This is a genomic window from Burkholderia sp. Z1, from assembly GCF_014893795.1.
Taxonomy (GTDB): Bacteria; Pseudomonadota; Gammaproteobacteria; order Burkholderiales; family Burkholderiaceae; genus Burkholderia; species Burkholderia theae.
In genome coordinates this window covers 1,002,993-1,020,183 of record NZ_JACFYL010000002.1, presented here as the reverse complement: position 1 = coordinate 1,020,183, position 17,191 = coordinate 1,002,993, and the positions used below count along the sequence as shown (strand labels likewise).

Below are 17,191 nucleotides of genomic sequence, written 5' to 3'. Positions count from 1 at the left end.
ATGCGGGCGGCCGGGCATAATGCGCGAGGCTGGCCCGGCCCGGCGCGCGCCACGGCCATGCCGGGCTACCCGACGGCCCGCGCCGTTCCCGTCTCGAATCCTGAACTTCAACCCGTCAATCTCATGCAAGTACTCGTCGTAGGAACCGGCAAGCTGGCCAACGAGCTGCTCGGCTCGCACCGGCTCGATCCGGCAACCTGTCGCGTGATGCCGTGGTCGGACCGCGCGCGAAACGATGCGCGGCACAACGACGCCCGACGTAGTGACGCCCGATCGATCGTCGTGCATGCCGGTTCTGGCCGCGAACTCGCCGACGCGATCGCGTTCTGCCAGTCCACCGCGTCGCCGCTCGTCGAACTGTCCACCGGCTCCGACCTCGAAACCGGATCGCACGATTTCCCGATCGTGCTCTGTCCGAACACGAACATCCTGATGCTCAAGTTCATGAGCATGCTGGAAACCAGCGGCCACCTGTTTCGCGACTGCGAGATCAGCCTGTCGGAGTCGCATCAGGCAGGCAAGACGTCCGTCCCCGGCACGGCCGTCGGGATCGGCCAGTCGCTCGGCGTGCGGCCGGACGACATCCGCTCCGTGCGCGACCCGGACGTGCAGCGCAACGAATTCGCGATCCCCGACGATCAGCTCGGCCGCCATGCGGTTCACCGGATCCGCATCGACGACGGCGCGTGCAGCCTGCAGTTCGAATCGCGCGTGTACGGCGCGACGCCCTATGCGGACGGCGTATCGAGGATCGTCGAAGCCGTCGGGCAGCACGATCTCGAGCACCGCCGCTATTCGATCGTCGAGTTCATCCAGAACGGCTGGCTGTAGTCGCGACGATGCGCTGCGCGGCCGACGATAGCGCCGCAGCAAGCAGCTTGCCAGCCGTGACCTCGTCGCGGCCGGCGCTCTCGCAGTTCTCGCAGTTCTCGCAGTTCTCGCAGTTCTCGCAGTTCTCGCAGTTCTCGCAGTTCTCGTCGCTCTCGCCGGTTCGCCGTTACCCGTCTCCCAGCACCGCCCCGCTCTCCGGCAAGGTCGCGCCGCCGTCGACGACGATCGTCTGCCCGGTGATGTACGCGGCGTCCGCCGATGCGAGAAACAGCATCGCGTTCGCGATGTCCTCCGGCTCGCCCACCCGCGCAAGCGGAATGTCGCGCGCGATCTGCGCCGCGACCGACGCGTCGCCGAGATTGCCGGCCGCCGGCGTGCGGATCATCCCCGGCTCGACGCCGTTGACCGTCACGTTGCGGCGCGCGAGCTCCAGCGCCGCCGCGCGAATGAAGCCGTTCACGCCAGCCTTCGACGCCGCGTAGTGCGCGAGCCCCGGATAGACGACGCGCGGCCCCGTGACCGACGACGTGACGAGCAACCGCCCGGCCCCCGCGCGCTCGAATGCCGGCAACGCGGCCTGCGCGAGCCAGAACAGCGCCGACAGGTTGACCGACAGCGTCCGTTCGAGCGTCGGCTCGTCGATCTGCGCGAATGGCGTCAGCGGAAAATACGCGGCATTGTGGACAACCACATCGAGCCGGCCGGCGTCGCGCTCGACCGCCGCGACCAGCGCGCCCAGTTCGTCCCGGCTGGCGGCGTCCACCCGATAGGCACGCGCGTCGCCGCCCGCGCTGACGAGCGCGTCGGCCTGCGCGGCGGCCGCCTCGCCGTTCAGGTCGGCGAGCGCGACGAATGCGTCGGATTCCGCGAAACGACGCGCGATCGCCGCGCCGATCCCCTGCGCGGCGCCCGTGACGAGCACAACGCGCCCGCTGAAATCCGCACGCAGGCGGCCGCTGCCCAGCACGGCATTCATCGCTGCGCCTCGCCGCCGAGCGGATGCACGGTTTCGTTCAGCACCTGTGCATGAGCGCCGATCTGGAAATTCGACAGCGTGCCGAAATCGCCGCCCTGATAACCGAAGATCTTGCCGTCGGTCTTGCGCTGCGCGAGATCGATCAGTACGACGCCGAGCGTCGGCACCACCTTTTCGCGCCACACGAACAGATACAGCTCGTCGGCGATCCTGAAGTAATGGCAGCGGTCGACATCGGCCAGCCCGCCTTCGACGCCCTGCAGGCACTGCCACGCGTAGAAGTTCTCGTTCAGGTAGATGTGCTCGTAGCATTCGGTCGGGCTGTAGCGATACATCGTGCGCTTGCCGATCAACTCGCGCGTCGGCCCGTGCAACGACCCCGGCTGCGCGTGGCCACCGAGCGTGCCGTGCCGGAACTCCGCGTCGACACCCGTGAGCGGCAGCCCGCGCGCGACACGCGTGAACGCGTCGATGCGCGTGTCGGCTTCGGTCGGCAGCACGCCGACGACCGACGTCCACACGCCGTTGTCGAAATCGATCACGAGACTCACCGACGTCGCTCGGGCGGACGAATCGATGTAGTCGACGAAGTACAACCCGTCGCGCAGCCGCGTCACGCGGCACGGCTCGCGGCCGCCCGTGTCGGTCGCCGCATCGCGCCACTGCAGCGCGCCCGGCTCGAACGTATAGACGCGCCACGCGCCCGACGCGTCGCCGAGCGCCACCGTGCGCCCGGCGAGCGCGTCGACGGGGGCGAGGATGTTCGCTTCCGGCGCGAAGCCGTCCGCAAGCGCGCCAACCTGAATGAATACCGGATCCTGTCGTTCCACCTGCCGTCTCCCGCGCAGCTTCAGGCCCGGCGGGCCGTGTACGCTGCTCATGTGCACATGGTGCGGGCTGCGCGCGCCGCGCGGTATCGGCCAAAAGGATGAAGGGCGCGCCGCGCCGGAACGCGCTAAAGTGCACGTCATCCGCGCCGCAACCGGCGCGAGGAGCGCACATGCACCGTGTCACCCACTACCGACGGACCGGCGAAGGCATCGAGGCGATCAGCCTCGAATCCGACCGCGCGTTTCCGCGCCACGCGCACGACGAATTCGGGGTCGGCGTGATCGTGAGCGGCGCGCACCGGTCGTGGAGCGGCCGCGGGCAGGTCGACGCGCTGGCCGGCGACGCGATCATGGTCAACCCGGGCGAGATGCACGACGGCTCGCCGATCGATGCCGGCACGGGCCGGCGCTGGCGGATGCTGTACCTCGCGCCCGCGCTGGTCGCGGGCGTCGCGGCGGAAGAAGGCCTCGGCGGCATCGAGCTTGCGCATCCGGCGGTGCGCGACACGCGGCTTGCCGCCGCCGTCGGCCAGCTGCATGCGCGCATCGTCGCAGGGGAAATCCAGCCGCTCGCCCGCGACGAGGCGCTCGTGATGCTGGTCGCCGGGTTGCTCGCCCGTCACGCGAACCGCACGCTGCCGGTAGCCCGCGTCGCGCCGGCGATCCGCGTCGCCCGGGAGCGGCTCGACGCGGCACCGGCCGCCTCCGTTTCGCTCGCCGAGCTGGCCGGCCTGAGCGGCGTGAGCCGCTTCCAGTTGCTGCGCGGGTTTGCGCGCGAACTCGGCATCACGCCGCACGCCTACCTGATCCAGTCGCGCACGCGGCTGGCGCGCGCGCTGCTCGCCAGCGGCCTGCCGATCGCGGATGCCGCGGCCGAAGCCGGTTTTGCCGATCAGAGCCACCTGACGCGTGCATTCGCACGCCAGTTCGGGATCACGCCGGGGCGCTTCACACAGGCCGTTTGACGCTGCCATCCCGGCGCGAGGCCGCCGGGTACACCGTGTGCAAAGGCGGTTGCCGCATCGACCGCTGCAGCCGCCCATGCCACCGGTGCGGGCACGCAGCGCACCGTTTTCGACACGCCCGCACGCCCGCTGCAATTTCGTTCAAGACGCGCACTGCCGCCGTACGCGACGATGCGGCGCATGAAGACACGACTGATTGGCTATCTCTATCTCGCCGCCGCGATGGCGGGCGTCGGCAGCACCGTCATCGCGAGCCGTCTCGCGGCCGGCGGTCTGCCGCCGTTCGCGGCCACGGCGCTGCGCTTCCTGATCGCGACCCCGCTGCTGTTCGCGCTGATGCGCGCGCAGCGCATGCGCTGGCCGCGCATTTCCGCGCGCGACGCCGTGCTGCTCGTCATCCAGGCCGCGGCGGGCGGCGTCGGTTATACGGTGCTGCTGATCAGCGGCACGAAGCTGTCGTCGCCGCTCGACGCGGGCGTGATGCTCGGCACGCTGCCGGCAATGTCGACGCTGATCACGGCCGTCGTGCTGCGCGAGCGGCAGACGCCACGCGACTGGCTGGCCGCCGCGCTCGCCACGGCCGGCGTCGTGTTCGTCACGTTCGCACCCGGCCAGGCGATGCCGTCGCTCCAGACGCTTGCCGGCGATGCACTGGTGCTGGCCGCCGTCGCCTGCGAAGCCGTCTTCATCCTGCTCAACCGGCGGCTTGCCGCGCCGTTGCCGCCGCTTGCGCTGTCCACCGCGATGTCGGGCCTCGGCTTCGTGCTCGCACTCGTGCCGGCCGCGTTTGAATGGCGCGCGGTGGCGAGCGGCTGGACCGTCGGCGCCGTATCGGCGATCGCCTACTACGCGCTGGTGCCGACCGTGCTCGGCTACCTGTGCTGGTATGCGGGCTCGGCGCGCACGAGCGGCACCGAGGCCGCGCTGTTCACCGCCGTCGCGCCGGTCTCGGCCGTGCTGTTCGCGGTCGCGCTGTTCGGCGAGACGCTGAGCGGCACGCGTATCGCCGGCATCGGGCTCGTCGTCGCGGGCATGCTCGTCGGCGCGACGCGGCGCCGCGAACCACCCGGTCAGGCACGTGAAATGCAGCCGGTACAACCGGCCGGCCCCGCACCCTCCGCGCAAACGGCAGCCGACTGATCCGCGTTCATCGCGCTATGGCGGAAACGACGGTCGCGCCGTCCCGTCTCACACGGCCTGTCGGCTCCCCACGTTCCCGCGATGCCGGCAGCAGTTGTAGGAATGTGTCCGCACACCGCAAAACCGTTGCGTGTCACCCCGCAAGATGCAATATTCGCGTGGCCGGGACCTTTGACAACCATCGAACAACAATCTGCCAAGCAATGAACAGGAAGGAAGCCAAAACAAGAATCGCGGTGCTGCTGTCCGCGGGAACGAGGAAGGCCGACACGCTGGCCGAACTGTCCGGACAGGGGCTCAAGGATCGCGTGCTCGCCGGCCTGATCGCGTCGCGCCCCGATCCCGAACGCTGCCGCAAGAACAAGGTGCACACCTGGATCCTGGTCGCGCTCGGCATCGCCCAGCTGGCGATCAGCCTCATGCTCGCGTATTACTTCTCCGCAGCCGCCGGCGACGCCGGCGTATCGGGCGGCTTCGTCGCGCTGTTCCTCCTGCTGACCGTGCCGCTGTCGTTGCTGTTCATCTGGGGCTTCGCCACCCATCGCGTCGGCGCGTATCACGCGTTCATCCTGCTGTCGCTGCTGCAGTTGCCGAAGACCATCGCCGGTCTCGGACGCGATCCGTCGACCGCGCTGCCGGGCCTCGTGGTCACGCTCGTACTGGTGGGCTACGTCTGGTTCGTCCGCAATCGGATGTTCCCCGACTACGGCTGGTTCACGCCGCGCAAGGTCGAAGGCCGCTACGCATTCGTGGAACGCGCCTGACGCCGCCGGCGTTAACGCAACCCGAAAAAAAGGCGCCGGGCCGCCCCGCAATCGCGGGACGGCCCGGCGCCTTCTGTATTCGGGAACCAGTCGGCTTACTTGGCCTTTTCGGCCGTATCGCTGATCGCCTGGCCACCCTTCGAAATATCCTGGCCCATGCCGGCGACCGTATTGCAACCGGCGAGCGCGGCGGTCACCACCAGCAGCATTGCAGCAATCGTACGCGTCATTCTCATCCTCCTTCGAATCAACAAGCCCGACCGGGCGAATCGTCTGCGGCGTGGTGCCCGGCAAGATGCGAGGCACGGGGCCTGACCTGATTATACGGAGACGGACGCCGCGCGCCAGTACGAACCCGCCGAGTGTCATGCGAGCCGCACAACCCGTTCGCGCAGATTTTCCTTGACTTCATTGCGCCAGGATCTAATATACGCACCGCGTATATTTTTCGTCAGGAGCCGCCGATGACCGTTCCCCAGCAAGCCTTCCTACGCGACGCGATGCGCCGCCTCAACATGACCCGCGAAGCGTTCGCCAATCGCATCGGCGTCAGCCGGCGCGCGCTGGATACGTGGTTGCTGCCCGACGATTCGCAGGAATCGCGCGGGATGCCCGAGATCGTCGAGCGCTTCGTGTCGGAAATCGTCGAGCGTTCGGCACCGGAAGGCGGCGGATATACGCAAAGCGTAGATAGTCAAGGGCTCGCAAGGCAGTTCTTTTTCGAGGGCAAGCCGCAGCTGCTGTCGGTCGACCAGTTCTCGCGGGAATCGGTCGAGGCGCTGTTCCGCGTGGCCGACGTGATGCAGCCGATCGCGCGGCGCCACAAGATTTCGCGCGTGCTGGAAGGCGCCGTGCTCGGCAACCTGTTCTTCGAGGCCAGCACGCGCACGCGCGTGTCGTTCGGCGCGGCCTTCTGCCGGCTCGGCGGCTCGGTGTGCGACACGACGGGCTTCACGTTCTCGTCGATGGCCAAGGGCGAATCGATCTACGACACGAGCCGCGTGATGGCCGGCTACGTCGACGCGCTCGTGATCCGCCACCCGGAGAAAGGCTCGGTGGCCGAGTTCGCGCGCGCGACCAACCTGCCCGTGATCAACGGCGGCGACGGCCCCGGCGAGCACCCGAGCCAGGCGCTGCTCGATCTCTATACGATCCAGCGCGAGTTCTCGCGGCTCGGCAAGATCGTCGACGGCGCGCACATCGCACTGGTCGGCGATCTCAAGTACGGCCGCACCGTGCACTCGCTCGTCAAGCTGCTCGCGCTGTATCGCGGGCTCAAGTTCACGCTCGTGTCGCCGCCGATGCTCGAGATGCCGGCCTACATCATCGACCAGATCTCGACGAACGGCCATGTGATCGAACAGACGACCGACCTCGCGGCCGGGCTGCGCGGCGCGGACGTCGTCTACGCGACGCGAATCCAGAAGGAGCGCTTCACCGACGAGTCGTTCGAAGGCTACACGCCGGATTTCCAGATCAACCAGGCGCTCGTCGACTCGGTCTGCAAGCCCGACACGCTGATCATGCACCCGCTGCCGCGCGACAGCCGGCCGGGCGCGAACGACCTGTCGGTCGACCTGAACCGCGACCCGCGCCTCGCGATCTTCCGGCAGACCGACAACGGGATTCCGGTGCGAATGGCGATCTTCGCGGTGCTGCTCGGCGTCGAGAACCTCGTCCAGCATTCGATGCGCGACGCGACGTGGCGCCCGCCGGCGTACCTCGGGCCGGAGGACGCGGTGTTTCACGGGGTTGATTGAGCCGCACCGAAGGTATCGCGCTCGCCTGCCATCGCTTCAGATTGGCGGGCGAGCTTGCCTGAAACAAAACGCGCCGCATCGCACGGCGCGTTTTTCATTTGCGGCGCAGCCGGTGGGGCCCGCAACCGGAAACTAACACGCCCACGGGTCGATCACGCGAACGCCCATCGCCTCGAACGGTGTGGCGTCGCGCGTGGCTAGGATCAGGCCGCTTGACTCGGCCGTGGCAGCAATAAACGTCGGAAGGTGCGATCGCGGTACCGGCGGCACGAGCGCGCGCGAGAAGGCTCGAACGGTAATCACAGGCATGATGCATCCCTTCAAAATGCTTTCAATGCAGTCATCCTGGCATTTTGCAGTCCCATGGATTGCCTCGCGACATAACCACTCTAACCCGCTCAAAGAGCCCGCCATACTCGGCCAATCGGCCATTTCCCATCCTCAAACCGCCCTCCAACCACCCCGCAACATTCGTCAACAATCCCCTTACAAATACAAACAAGAACGCTTCTCATTTAACGGAAAATTACATAGAATGCCGCCTGAAAACAAATCGTAATAATTCCCGGCGGCATGCACATTTCCGTAGCGCACCGCTCCCGGGGCCACATCGCGAGGTCGAAGCGCACCATGAAGTCCCGTCCCGACGAGTTGAAGCTCGGTAAATTCACCACCCTGTGCAGCGTGCTCGCCGCGAGCCCCGCTTTCGCCGACGGTACGCCGCCGCCTGCCCCGTCCAGCACCGAAGGCCATCTCGCGCCGATCGAGATCCAGGGCAAGACCGAGCACAGCTACAAGGCCGACTTTTCCGCTTCCGCGAAATTCACCGCGCCGCTCGTCGACACGCCGAAGTCCGTCACCGTGATCCCGCAGGAACTGATCCGGAACAGCGGCGCGTCGACGCTGACCGAAGCGCTGCGCACCGTGCCCGGCATCACGTTCGGCGCCGGCGAAGGCGGCAACCCGCTCGGCGACCGTCCGTTCATCCGCGGCTACGACACGCAGGGCAGCATGTTCGTCGACGGCATGCGCGACACGGGCGCCACGACGCGCGAGATCTTCAACACCGAGCGCATCGAGATCACCAAGGGTTCCGACGGCGCATACGGCGGTCGCGGCGGCGCGGGCGGCAGCATCAACCTGATCACGAAGGCCCCGCACCTCGGCACGACGGCCAGCGCGAGCGCGGGCGTCGGCACCGACCGCTATCGCCGCTTCACGGCCGACGGCAACTGGCAGTTCGCCGATCACGCCGCGTTCCGCCTGAACCTGATGAGCCACAACAACGACGTCGCCGGCCGCGATGCCGTCAACAACGAACGCTGGGGCGTCGCGCCGTCGATCGCATTCGGCCTCGGCACGTCGACGCGCGTGACCGCGAGCTACTACCATCTGTCGACGGACGACATGCCCGACGGCGGCATCCCGTACTTCTACACGACGTCGAACAAGCCCGCGAACGTCGGCACGATCTATCCGGCACCCGTCGATCGCCACAACTTCTACGGGCTGATCGACCGCGATTTCCGCAAGACCACGTCGGACATCAGCACGATCAAGATCGAACACGACATCACGTCGTCGCTGACGGTCCGCAACACCACGCGCTACACGGAATCGACGCAGGACTACATCTGGACGCAGCCGGACGACAGCCAGGGCAACGTGGTCAACGGCAAGGTCTGGCGCCGCAACAACAACCGCGACAGCTCGATCAACAGCATCGCGAACCTGACCGAGCTGTTCGGCGAATTCCGCACCGGCCCGTTCAAGCACAGCTTCACGACCGGCATCGAGCTGACGCGCGAATGGGGCAAGCGCGATACGTACAACGTCGCCACGGATAACGGCAAGGTCTGCCAGAAAGGCATCGGCGCGGCGTCGGGCTACAACTGCACGAGCCTGTGGTCGCCGAACCCGAACGACCCGTGGGCCGGCTCGATCACGCGCGCCAACGACTACGCGCATGCACGCACCACGACGAAATCGATCTACGGCTTCGACACGATCGAGATCACGCCGCGCTGGCAGGTCAATGCCGGTGTGCGCGTCGACGACTACTCGACCCGCTTCACCGACACCAAGGCGAACGGCGGCAAGACCTATACGCGCGACGACACGCTCGTGAACTGGCAGGCCGGCCTCGTGTTCAAGCCCGCGCAGAACGGCAGCATCTACGCGTCGTATGCAACGTCGTCGACGCCGGCCGGCATGATGCTCGGCGAAGGCAGCGAAACGCAGTCGCTCACGCCGGGCCGCGGCGGCGTCGGGCCGAACGCCGATCAGCTGTCGCCGGAGAAGAACCGCAGCATCGAGCTCGGCACGAAGTGGAACGTGCTGAACGACAAGCTGTCGCTGACCGCCGCGCTGTTCCAGATCGATACGACGAACGCGCGCGTGACGCTGCCGAACAACCAGTACGCGATGGTCGGCAACAAGCGCGTGCAGGGCCTCGAGCTCGGCGTCGCCGGCCAGATCACGAAGCAGTGGCAAGTGTTCGGCGGCTATACGTACATGAAGAGCGCGCTGCGCGACAACGGCAAGGACAGCGCGAACGACGGCAACCGCTTCCCGAACACGCCGAAGCACAGCCTCACGATGTGGTCGAACTACGACGTGACGCCGAAGTTCACGGTCGGCGGCGGCGCGTTCTACATGTCGGAAGTATTCGGCGATCCCGCGAACCTGCGCGCCGTGCCGTCGTACTGGCGCTTCGATGCGATGGCGCAGTACCGGATCAACAAGAAGCTCGACCTGCAGCTGAACGTGAACAACCTGTTCAACCGCACGTACTTCGATCAGGCGTATCCGGCGCACTACGCGTCGATCGCACCGGGCCGCTCGGCGTTCATCACGCTGAACGCGCGCTACTGATCGATGGAGGCCGTGTCGCTGAAGGCGCTCGCGTCGGTGTCGCCGCGCGATTTCGCCGACATCCTGGCCGGGCCGCCCGAGCGCGCCGCCGCGTGGGTTGCGGCGGCGGCCGATAACGGCATCGTCGATGCGCAGGCCGTCTACGGACAGTACCTGCTCGACGGGCATGGCGTGGCACGCGATCCGGCTGCCGCGTTCAACTGGTTCCGGCACGCCGCGCGGGCCGGTCATCCGATGGCGATGAACATGCTCGGCCGCTGCTACGAGTTCGGCTGGGGCACGGCCGCGTGCGCGCCGGTCGCCGTGTACTGGTACCGGCTCGCCGCGCAGGCCGGGCTCGACTGGGGCATGTACAACTACGCGACGGCACTCGCGCTCGGCAACGGTGTCGACGAGAACCGCACCGACGCGCTCGACTGGTTCCGCCGCGCAGCCGCGCTCGGCCATGCGAAATCGATCAACCTGATCGGCGGCTTCTACGAGGACGGCTGGGTCGTGTCGGTCGACACCGACGCCGCGTTCGACCACTATCGCCGCGCCGCCGTTGCCGGCGATTTCCGCGGCCAGTTCAACCTTGCGCGGCTGCTCGCCGAGCGCGGGCAGATCGACGAAGCGCTTACGTGGCTCGCACGCGTGCCGGCCACCGCGACGCCCGCGTTCATCGCGAAGATGCGCGCGTATCTCGCATCGTCGCCGCTCGACGCATTTCGTACGGCGGCGATGCAACTAGCGCCGCACGTTATGGAATCCGCAACATGATGCTTCATATCCCCGGCGTACTGACCAAGGCGCAGGTCGCGCAATGCCGCGACGTGCTCGATGCGGCCGAATGGGTCGACGGCAATGCAACGTCCGGCGCGCAGTCGGCGCTCGCGAAACGCAACCGGCAATTGCCGGAAGGCTCGCCGGCGGCGCGCGCGGTTGGCGACGCGATCCAGGATGCGCTCGCGCGCCATCCGCTGTTCTTCTCGGCGGCGCTGCCGCTCAAGGTGTTTCCGCCGCTGTTCAATCGCTATGAAGGCGGCGAGACGTTCGGCACGCATGTCGACAACGCGATCCGGCTGCTGCGCGGCACGGATTTCCGCGTGCGCAGCGATCTGTCGGCGACGCTGTTTCTCGAGGAACCCGATGCGTACGACGGCGGCGAGCTGTGTGTCGAGGATACGTACGGCGTGCATCGCGCCAAGCTGCCGGCGGGCGATCTCGTGCTGTATCCGGCGTCGAGCCTGCATCACGTGACGCCCGTGACGCGCGGCGAGCGCGTCGCTTCATTCTTCTGGATCCAGAGCATGGTGCGCGACGATGCCGATCGCACGCTGTTGTTCCAGCTCGATACGCAGATTCAGCAGCTCTCCGCGGACAAAGGTGGACACGACCCGGGCGTGATCGCGCTCACCGGGATCTATCACAACCTGCTGAGACGGTGGGCGGATACCTGAGCCATGTGGGGGGCCCCGCAACGTCCTGAAACGCGAGCCCCCTTCCGGTTACTGCCAATCCACCGTCCAACGCAGCCGCCTTATGCCCGCTGCAGGATATCGACCGCCTTGTCCGCATCGTCCACCGAATCGACCGCGAAATAGGCAATGAACTGGGAACCCAGCACGGCGGCCGAAACGCCACGAAGATTGATCGCGCCGTCCGCGAGCATCTGGGTCAGTTGCCCGATGATGCCCATTTGATCCAGACCCATTACGCGGACGGAGTGAACGCTCGGGGTGACGCTGAACCCCACCTGCGTGGCCGTGCGAATCACCGCGTCTCCCTGCAGTGGTGCGACAAACACGACGCCCTTGCCCGGCGCCTCCGATGTGCGGCGTGCGACGATGAACTGCAAGTCTGCGCCGGCAGTCCGCAGAGCGCCTAATACAGCCGCGAGGCCGCCCGGCTTGTCCTCGATGGTCGCCGCCCACACATCGACACGTTCTACGCTCAGTTCCATGGCAGTTCCTCCCGCCTGAGAACCCCGATAGAAAAAATCTAGATCACGGCAGGCACGCGAGCAAGGCGGACAGCGTCTTCCGGCCCCTGGGCATCGACGCACCCTGTCACGTTTTGCATGCATCCGGTGACGCGTGACCTTCGCGACTTGCCTCGCTCCGCCGCACTGCCATAAAATGACCATCGTCACATGACCAGGTCCAAATCATGATGCCGCACGCTCCCGTTTCGAAATCCGAGTTCAAGGCTCGCGCACTCGAATACTTCCGGCTCGTCGAGTCGTCAGGCGAAAGCCTGATCGTCACCGATCACGGCAAGCCGACGCTCGAGATCCGGCCGTATCACGCACGCGAAGCTCAGCCGTTGGACATATTGCGCGGCTCGGTCATGCGCTACGACAATCCTCTCGATCCGATTGCGGAAGATGATTGGGAGGCGTCGCGGTGATCGTGCTGGATACGCATGCATTGGTGTGGTGGGTGGCGGGCGATCCTTCGCTCAGCAAGAAAGCGCGAACCGCGATCGATCGCGCGCGCGGCGAAGGCGCGCTCGCCGCATCCGCGATCTCGGCGTGGGAGATTGCGATGCTGGTGCGCAACGATCGCCTCGCGCTGTCGATGGATGTCGACGCATGGCTCGCCACGGTCGCGCAGATCGACGGCATGCGCTTCGTGCCCGTCGACGCCGACATCGCCGCGAAATCCACCGCCCTGCCCGGCGCGTTCCACAAGGATCCGGCCGACCGCATGATCGTCGCCACCGCGCGGCGGCTCGGCGCACCGCTCGTCACCCGCGACGAAAAAATCCGCGCTTACGCGCACGTGAAGACGCTCTGGTAGGTCTCGCCCGCTTGCAGGACCAACCGTGACACCGCCGCCGCCGGACTCTGGCATATTGGCGATTCGTCTGACCCAAACGACCACGGCCGGCCAAGCGCAGCACAGCACCCCGCCCGCCGGCTCGTGACCCGCAACCGTCATCGCGCCACCTCACCCGCTATCGTGATATCGCTCTCCGATCCCGTTGTCCGGTCTATCGCCCTGATGGAGTCGCATGAAGGGTTTGTCGATCTCGCCACCTTCGACGAACGCGTCGCCGTCGACCTCTCGCGCAGCGTCGTTTCGAATACGAGTCCGCATTTCCTGAAGGTACGCCGCGGTATCGCCGAACGGCTGGTCGTCGCCGCGCACGCGCTGCCCGCCGGGCTGCGCCTTTACGTCAAGGAAGGCTATCGCCCGCTCGCGCTCCAGCGTGAATACTTCACCGGCCATCTCGCCGAACTGCGCGGCACGCTGAATCCGCTGCCGTCCGACGAAACGCTGTACGAACTCGCGAGCCACTATGTCGCGCCCCCCGAAGTCGCCGCGCATCCGACCGGCGCTGCCGTCGACCTTACGCTGATATCGGCGGACGGCATCGAAGCCGACATGGGCAGCATCATGAACGCCACCGACCACGAATCGTCCGGCGCGTGCTACACGCACAACGCATTCATCAGCCGCGCGGCCGCACGTAACCGCCAGGTGCTGATCGACGCGCTGACGGGCGCCGGCTTCACGAATTACCCGTCGGAATGGTGGCATTGGTCGTTCGGTGACCGCTATTGGGCCGTCATGCAGCGTGAATCCCACGCGATTTACGGCCCCGTCGAGGAAAGCATGCTCGACGAAGCGTCGCGATGACGGTATTTCCGATCTGACGGGCGCGACTCGGTAACATCCTCACTTGCCGATCCCCGCCCGGTCCCGCACAATCGCAGCACCTGTCTCACTCCCCCCGCGCCGATGCCCTATGCGTCACTCGCCACCGGCGTCCTGCTCGCCGGCGGCCTTGGTCAACGCTTCGACCCGAGCGGCCTGCACAGCAAGTTGCTCGCGCTGCTGCCAGACGGCACACCGGTTGCGGTCGCGGCCGCCCGCCATCTTGCGGCGGCCACGGCCGACGTGATCGCCATCGTGCGTCCCGGCGCCGAAAAACTCGCGATTCTGCTGAACGAAGCCGGCTGCCAGGTCGTCTACGCATCCGACACCGAGCGCGGCATGGGCGCGACCCTCGCGGCCGGCGTGCGCGCGACCCCCGACGCGACCGGCTGGCTCGTCGCGCTCGGCGACATGCCGTGGATCGCGGCTTCGACCTACGAAGCGGTGACGCGCGCGCTCGATACGGACGGCGCATCGATCATCGCCCCCGCCCATCGCGGCGTGCGTGGCCATCCGGTCGGTTTCGCCGCGCACCACTACGAGGCACTGGCCGCGCTCGACGGCGATACCGGCGCCCGCACACTGTTCGCGAGCGCGCCCGTGCAACTGCTGGACGTCGACGATCCCGGCATCCTGCGCGACGTCGATACGCCGGCGGATCTGCGCTGACCGCGATCGCGCGGACCGCACGACACATTGCAGTAGACGAACCCGTTCGACGATCGCCGATTCACGGCTTCCAGCGACGATCGACACCCCGCCGCAAGAATCCCGCTGCAAACGCACGTTCGATTGCCTATAACGGAGACGAGGCGCACCTGCCGCGCCGCCGCCGTCACGCACTGCGCGAGTTCTCCATGACCGATCACACGACCCCGACGCCCGAGCCACCGGCCGACCCGAACCGCGATCCGGAAGACGACCCGCTGTCGTCGCCGCCGGGTCATCATCACGACAACCCGCAACAACCGGACGGACCGCCGAGCAAAGACCCGGTCTAGCCGCGCGTCGGCCGCGCCGCACATTCGCCCCTATTTCCCGTCATGCGCGGCTGGCGGTTGGCGGCAGCCGGCCGCCCGTCACCGCATCGCGTGGCCTATCGCGCCGTATACCCGCCATCGATCGGCAGCGACACGCCGCTGATCATCGACGCCGCATCGCTCAGCAAAAACAGGATCGGTTCGACCACCTCATCCGGCTCGGCAAAGCGCCCGAGCGGAATCGCCGCCAGCATCGGCGCGCGCTTCTCCGGTTCGCTCCACGCGAACTGCGCCATCGGCGTGAGCGTGACGGTCGGGTTCACGCTGTTCACGCGAATGCCGTGCGGCCCGAGTTCGATGCACAACACGCGCGTGATCGCGTCCATCGCCGCCTTCGACGCGCAATAGCTCAGATGCGCGGGCAGCCCGACGAGCGCGGCCTGGCTCGATACGTTGACGATACTGCCCCGCGCACGTTCGGCGCCCCGTCCGTCGCATTCGATCATCTTGCGCGCGACGGCCCGCGCGACGAGCGCCGCACCGCGCGCATTGACCGCCATCACGCGATCGAAATGCGCGGCGCCGACATCGAGCGCCGCTTCGAGCGACGCGATTCCCGCGCAATTGACGAGGCCATCGAACGCATCGTGCGCGGCGAGCGCCGCGTCGATCGCATGTTCGTCGCCGCCGACATCGATACGCAACGTATCGCATGCCGTCTCGCCGGCCAGCGCATCGAGCGCGGCCATGTCACGCCCCGCCGCGACGACCCGCGCGCCCGCCTGCGCCAGCGCGACCGCGCACGCTCGCCCGATTCCGCTCGATGCGCCCGTGACAAGCACCCGCGAGCCGCTGAAATCGAATCGTGTCTTCATGATGGCGTGCTCAAGCGGTGCATGATCGGTTTGAGTGCCGGGTACAGCGCCGTGTAGAGCGCGAAACGCGCCGCATACGCTTGCGCACGTCCGGCATCGGGCCGTGCACGCTCGACGAGCGTGACCCAGCCGCCCTGCGCATCGTCGTGCGACACGAGCCCTGCCCCGACACCCGCGAGCAGTGCCGCCCCCATCGCGGCTTCGACATCCTGCTCGATCGTCCATACCGGAAAGCCCGTCACGTCGGCAATGATCTGCATCCAGAGCGCCGAATGCGCGGCACCGCCGACGACGATCAGCCGATCGTCCAGCGCCGCCGCGCCGCGGCGGCCGGCCTCGATGTTGTGCCGCAACGCGAATGCGACACCTTCAAGCACCGCGCGATACAGGTGCGCTCGCGTATGCGCGAGACTCAGTCCGACGAACGCACCGCTCGCCTTCGCATCCCACACGGGGCTGCGCTCGCCCATCAGGTACGGCAGGAACAGCACGCCGTCGGCACCGGCCGGCACGTTTTCGGCCGCTTCCTCGAGCAACACGTGTGGATCGCCGTGCGGCAGCAGGCGCGCCGCATCGAGTTCCGCATGACAGAACTGGTCGCGAAACCACGCGACCGACGCACCGGCCGTGATCGCGCCGCCGAACACGTACAGGTCACGCTGCCCGTTGAACACGTGCGGCATGCTGACGAGCCCGTGCCGCGCATCGACATGCTGGTTCACATAGCCCCAGCACATGCTGGTGCCGATCATCGCGACGTGCTGGCCAGTGCGCGTCGCGCCGGCCGCGAAGGTCGCGACGGCCGCATCGACGCCGCCCGCGACGACGGGTGTGCCGGCCGGCAACCCGAGCTGTTCGGTCCATTGCGACAGCAGCCCGCCGACGATCTCGGTCGAATCGACGAGCCGCTCGGGCATCATCGTCGCCGGAATGCCGAGCATGTCGAGCGCATCGTCGGACCACTCGCGGCGCGCGACGTCGTACACGCCGCCGATATTGCCGGCCGAGCTGTGATCGACCGCGACTTCGCCGGTCAGCAGGTAGATCACATACGCGTTCGGCGGCAGGAAATAGCGCACGTTCGCCCATACGTCCGGCCGCTGGTCGCGCAGCCACAGCATCTTCGTGAAGCCGTAGTAGCTGTCGACGCCGTTGCCCGTGATCACGCGCAACCGCTCGACGTTGACGTGCTCGTCGACCCAATCGACCTGCGCGGTCGCGCGCCGGTCCATCCAGATCAGGCACGGATGGAGCGGCCGCATGTCGCTGTCGACCGGGATGCCCGAGCCGCCGTACAGGCTGCTCACGCACACCGCGCGGATCGCGTCGGCCGGCACGCCCTGCGCACGCGCATCGCTCACGCAGCCCGCGATGCATTCGAGCACGGCATCGAACCACACCTGCGGCCATTGCTCGGCCCACAGCGGGCGCGGCGTGTCGGGCTGGTAGCCGGACGAACGTCGCGCGACGATCGTGCCGTGCCGGTCGACGAGCAGCGCCTTGGTGCTCTGCGTGCCGATATCGACGCCTATGACGTATTCCATGATCTCTCCGG

The 17,191-nt window shown here is 67.3% G+C and carries 19 protein-coding genes; 13 read left to right on the top strand and 6 right to left on the bottom strand.

Going from position 1 to position 17,191, the window contains the following annotated elements; all coding sequences use genetic code 11:
* Positions 1–123 precede the first annotated feature (123 nt).
* Complete coding sequence (locus H3H55_RS21620; RefSeq protein ID WP_193100134.1) at positions 124–831, top strand: dihydrodipicolinate reductase; 708 nt, start codon at positions 124–126, stop codon at positions 829–831.
* Positions 832–997: 166 nt separating this feature from the next.
* Here H3H55_RS21620 and H3H55_RS21615 read toward each other — a convergent pair whose 3' ends face one another.
* Entirely contained in the window at positions 998–1,807 is an 810-nt protein-coding gene (locus tag H3H55_RS21615; RefSeq protein ID WP_193100133.1) for an SDR family oxidoreductase, read from the bottom strand.
* Complete coding sequence (locus H3H55_RS21610) at positions 1,804–2,637, bottom strand: molybdenum cofactor biosynthesis F family protein (protein WP_193102092.1); 834 nt, start codon at positions 2,635–2,637, stop codon at positions 1,804–1,806. Before H3H55_RS21610 ends, H3H55_RS21615 begins: the two co-directional genes overlap by 4 nt.
* Positions 2,638–2,807: 170 nt before the next feature.
* On the opposite strand from H3H55_RS21610, the gene H3H55_RS21605 reads away from it, so the two are divergent.
* From H3H55_RS21605 to H3H55_RS21595, 3 genes are all read left to right on the top strand, one after another.
* Positions 2,808–3,602, top strand: a complete 795-nt coding sequence (locus H3H55_RS21605; RefSeq protein WP_193100132.1) for an AraC family transcriptional regulator — start codon at positions 2,808–2,810, stop codon at positions 3,600–3,602.
* Positions 3,603–3,782: 180 nt separating this feature from the next.
* Positions 3,783–4,742, top strand: a complete 960-nt coding sequence (locus H3H55_RS21600; RefSeq protein WP_193100131.1) for a DMT family transporter — start codon at positions 3,783–3,785, stop codon at positions 4,740–4,742.
* A 203-nt stretch (positions 4,743–4,945) separates the two neighbouring features.
* On the top strand, positions 4,946–5,506 hold the full coding sequence (locus H3H55_RS21595; protein WP_129515360.1) for a permease: 561 nt from the start codon (positions 4,946–4,948) through the stop codon (positions 5,504–5,506).
* Between the two features lie 95 nt (positions 5,507–5,601).
* On the opposite strand, the gene H3H55_RS21590 is transcribed toward H3H55_RS21595, so the two are convergent.
* The gene (locus tag H3H55_RS21590; RefSeq protein ID WP_009688930.1) at positions 5,602–5,736 is read right to left on the bottom strand and encodes an entericidin A/B family lipoprotein; all 135 of its coding nucleotides are present in this window, start codon (positions 5,734–5,736) and stop codon (positions 5,602–5,604) included.
* Positions 5,737–5,970: 234 nt separating this feature from the next.
* Between H3H55_RS21590 and H3H55_RS21585 the strand changes: the two genes are divergently transcribed.
* From H3H55_RS21585 to H3H55_RS21570, 4 genes are all read left to right on the top strand, one after another.
* On the top strand, positions 5,971–7,266 hold the full coding sequence (locus tag H3H55_RS21585) for an aspartate carbamoyltransferase (RefSeq protein ID WP_193100130.1): 1,296 nt from the start codon (positions 5,971–5,973) through the stop codon (positions 7,264–7,266).
* A gap of 630 nt (positions 7,267–7,896) precedes the next feature.
* Positions 7,897–10,140, top strand: coding sequence for a TonB-dependent receptor (locus H3H55_RS21580; protein WP_193100129.1), 2,244 nt, complete (start codon positions 7,897–7,899; stop codon positions 10,138–10,140).
* Between the two features lie 3 nt (positions 10,141–10,143).
* Positions 10,144–10,899, top strand: a complete 756-nt coding sequence (locus H3H55_RS21575) for a tetratricopeptide repeat protein (RefSeq protein WP_193100128.1) — start codon at positions 10,144–10,146, stop codon at positions 10,897–10,899.
* Complete coding sequence (locus tag H3H55_RS21570) at positions 10,896–11,579, top strand: Fe2+-dependent dioxygenase (RefSeq protein ID WP_193100127.1); 684 nt, start codon at positions 10,896–10,898, stop codon at positions 11,577–11,579. Before H3H55_RS21575 ends, H3H55_RS21570 begins: the two co-directional genes overlap by 4 nt.
* An 80-nt stretch (positions 11,580–11,659) precedes the next feature.
* Here H3H55_RS21570 and H3H55_RS21565 read toward each other — a convergent pair whose 3' ends face one another.
* Entirely contained in the window at positions 11,660–12,082 is a 423-nt protein-coding gene (locus tag H3H55_RS21565) for an amino acid-binding protein (protein ID WP_193100126.1), read from the bottom strand.
* Between the two features lie 206 nt (positions 12,083–12,288).
* Here H3H55_RS21565 and H3H55_RS21560 point away from each other — a divergent pair, with 206 nt between their 5' ends.
* The 5 genes from H3H55_RS21560 to H3H55_RS21540 all read left to right on the top strand — a co-directional run bounded on the left by H3H55_RS21560 (position 12,289) and on the right by H3H55_RS21540 (position 14,782).
* Positions 12,289–12,528, top strand: a complete 240-nt coding sequence (locus H3H55_RS21560; protein WP_048245635.1) for a type II toxin-antitoxin system Phd/YefM family antitoxin — start codon at positions 12,289–12,291, stop codon at positions 12,526–12,528.
* Positions 12,525–12,920 carry a type II toxin-antitoxin system VapC family toxin gene (locus H3H55_RS21555; protein WP_129517308.1) on the top strand — a complete coding sequence of 132 codons (396 nt, stop codon included), beginning with the start codon at positions 12,525–12,527 and terminating at the stop codon, positions 12,918–12,920. The genes H3H55_RS21560 and H3H55_RS21555 overlap by 4 nt, the downstream gene beginning before the upstream one ends.
* A gap of 123 nt (positions 12,921–13,043) precedes the next feature.
* The gene (locus H3H55_RS21550; protein ID WP_319022313.1) at positions 13,044–13,763 is read left to right on the top strand and encodes a M15 family metallopeptidase; all 720 of its coding nucleotides are present in this window, start codon (positions 13,044–13,046) and stop codon (positions 13,761–13,763) included.
* A gap of 102 nt (positions 13,764–13,865) precedes the next feature.
* A complete protein-coding gene (locus H3H55_RS21545; RefSeq protein WP_193100125.1) occupies positions 13,866–14,450 on the top strand; it encodes an NTP transferase domain-containing protein in 585 nt (194 codons plus the stop codon).
* A 188-nt stretch (positions 14,451–14,638) separates the two neighbouring features.
* On the top strand, positions 14,639–14,782 hold the full coding sequence (locus H3H55_RS21540; RefSeq protein WP_165948077.1) for a hypothetical protein: 144 nt from the start codon (positions 14,639–14,641) through the stop codon (positions 14,780–14,782).
* A 95-nt stretch (positions 14,783–14,877) separates the two neighbouring features.
* On the opposite strand, the gene H3H55_RS21535 is transcribed toward H3H55_RS21540, so the two are convergent.
* Positions 14,878–15,636, bottom strand: a complete 759-nt coding sequence (locus H3H55_RS21535) for an SDR family oxidoreductase (RefSeq protein ID WP_193100124.1) — start codon at positions 15,634–15,636, stop codon at positions 14,878–14,880.
* Complete coding sequence (locus tag H3H55_RS21530; protein ID WP_193100123.1) at positions 15,633–17,180, bottom strand: FGGY-family carbohydrate kinase; 1,548 nt, start codon at positions 17,178–17,180, stop codon at positions 15,633–15,635. The genes H3H55_RS21535 and H3H55_RS21530 overlap by 4 nt, the downstream gene beginning before the upstream one ends.
* Positions 17,181–17,191: the final 11 nt, after the last annotated feature.

What these genes read in the sequence shown, in the direction of transcription:
- H3H55_RS21570 (WP_193100127.1), top strand. Translation starts at nt 10,896, where the DNA reads ATGATGCTTCATATCCCCGGCGTACTGACCAAGGCGCAGGTCGCGCAA.
- H3H55_RS21545 (WP_193100125.1), top strand. Translation starts at nt 13,866, where the DNA reads ATGCCCTATGCGTCACTCGCCACCGGCGTCCTGCTCGCCGGCGGCCTT.
- H3H55_RS21595 (WP_129515360.1), top strand. Translation starts at nt 4,946, where the DNA reads ATGAACAGGAAGGAAGCCAAAACAAGAATCGCGGTGCTGCTGTCCGCG.
- H3H55_RS21585 (WP_193100130.1), top strand. Translation starts at nt 5,971, where the DNA reads ATGACCGTTCCCCAGCAAGCCTTCCTACGCGACGCGATGCGCCGCCTC.
- H3H55_RS21605 (WP_193100132.1), top strand. Translation starts at nt 2,808, where the DNA reads ATGCACCGTGTCACCCACTACCGACGGACCGGCGAAGGCATCGAGGCG.
- H3H55_RS21535 (WP_193100124.1), bottom strand. Translation starts at nt 15,636, where the DNA reads ATGAAGACACGATTCGATTTCAGCGGCTCGCGGGTGCTTGTCACGGGC.
- H3H55_RS21590 (WP_009688930.1), bottom strand. Translation starts at nt 5,736, where the DNA reads ATGACGCGTACGATTGCTGCAATGCTGCTGGTGGTGACCGCCGCGCTC.
- H3H55_RS21540 (WP_165948077.1), top strand. Translation starts at nt 14,639, where the DNA reads ATGACCGATCACACGACCCCGACGCCCGAGCCACCGGCCGACCCGAAC.
- H3H55_RS21615 (WP_193100133.1), bottom strand. Translation starts at nt 1,807, where the DNA reads ATGAATGCCGTGCTGGGCAGCGGCCGCCTGCGTGCGGATTTCAGCGGG.
- H3H55_RS21600 (WP_193100131.1), top strand. Translation starts at nt 3,783, where the DNA reads ATGAAGACACGACTGATTGGCTATCTCTATCTCGCCGCCGCGATGGCG.
- H3H55_RS21565 (WP_193100126.1), bottom strand. Translation starts at nt 12,082, where the DNA reads ATGGAACTGAGCGTAGAACGTGTCGATGTGTGGGCGGCGACCATCGAG.
- H3H55_RS21620 (WP_193100134.1), top strand. Translation starts at nt 124, where the DNA reads ATGCAAGTACTCGTCGTAGGAACCGGCAAGCTGGCCAACGAGCTGCTC.
- H3H55_RS21575 (WP_193100128.1), top strand. Translation starts at nt 10,144, where the DNA reads ATGGAGGCCGTGTCGCTGAAGGCGCTCGCGTCGGTGTCGCCGCGCGAT.
- H3H55_RS21560 (WP_048245635.1), top strand. Translation starts at nt 12,289, where the DNA reads ATGATGCCGCACGCTCCCGTTTCGAAATCCGAGTTCAAGGCTCGCGCA.
- H3H55_RS21580 (WP_193100129.1), top strand. Translation starts at nt 7,897, where the DNA reads ATGAAGTCCCGTCCCGACGAGTTGAAGCTCGGTAAATTCACCACCCTG.
- H3H55_RS21530 (WP_193100123.1), bottom strand. Translation starts at nt 17,180, where the DNA reads ATGGAATACGTCATAGGCGTCGATATCGGCACGCAGAGCACCAAGGCG.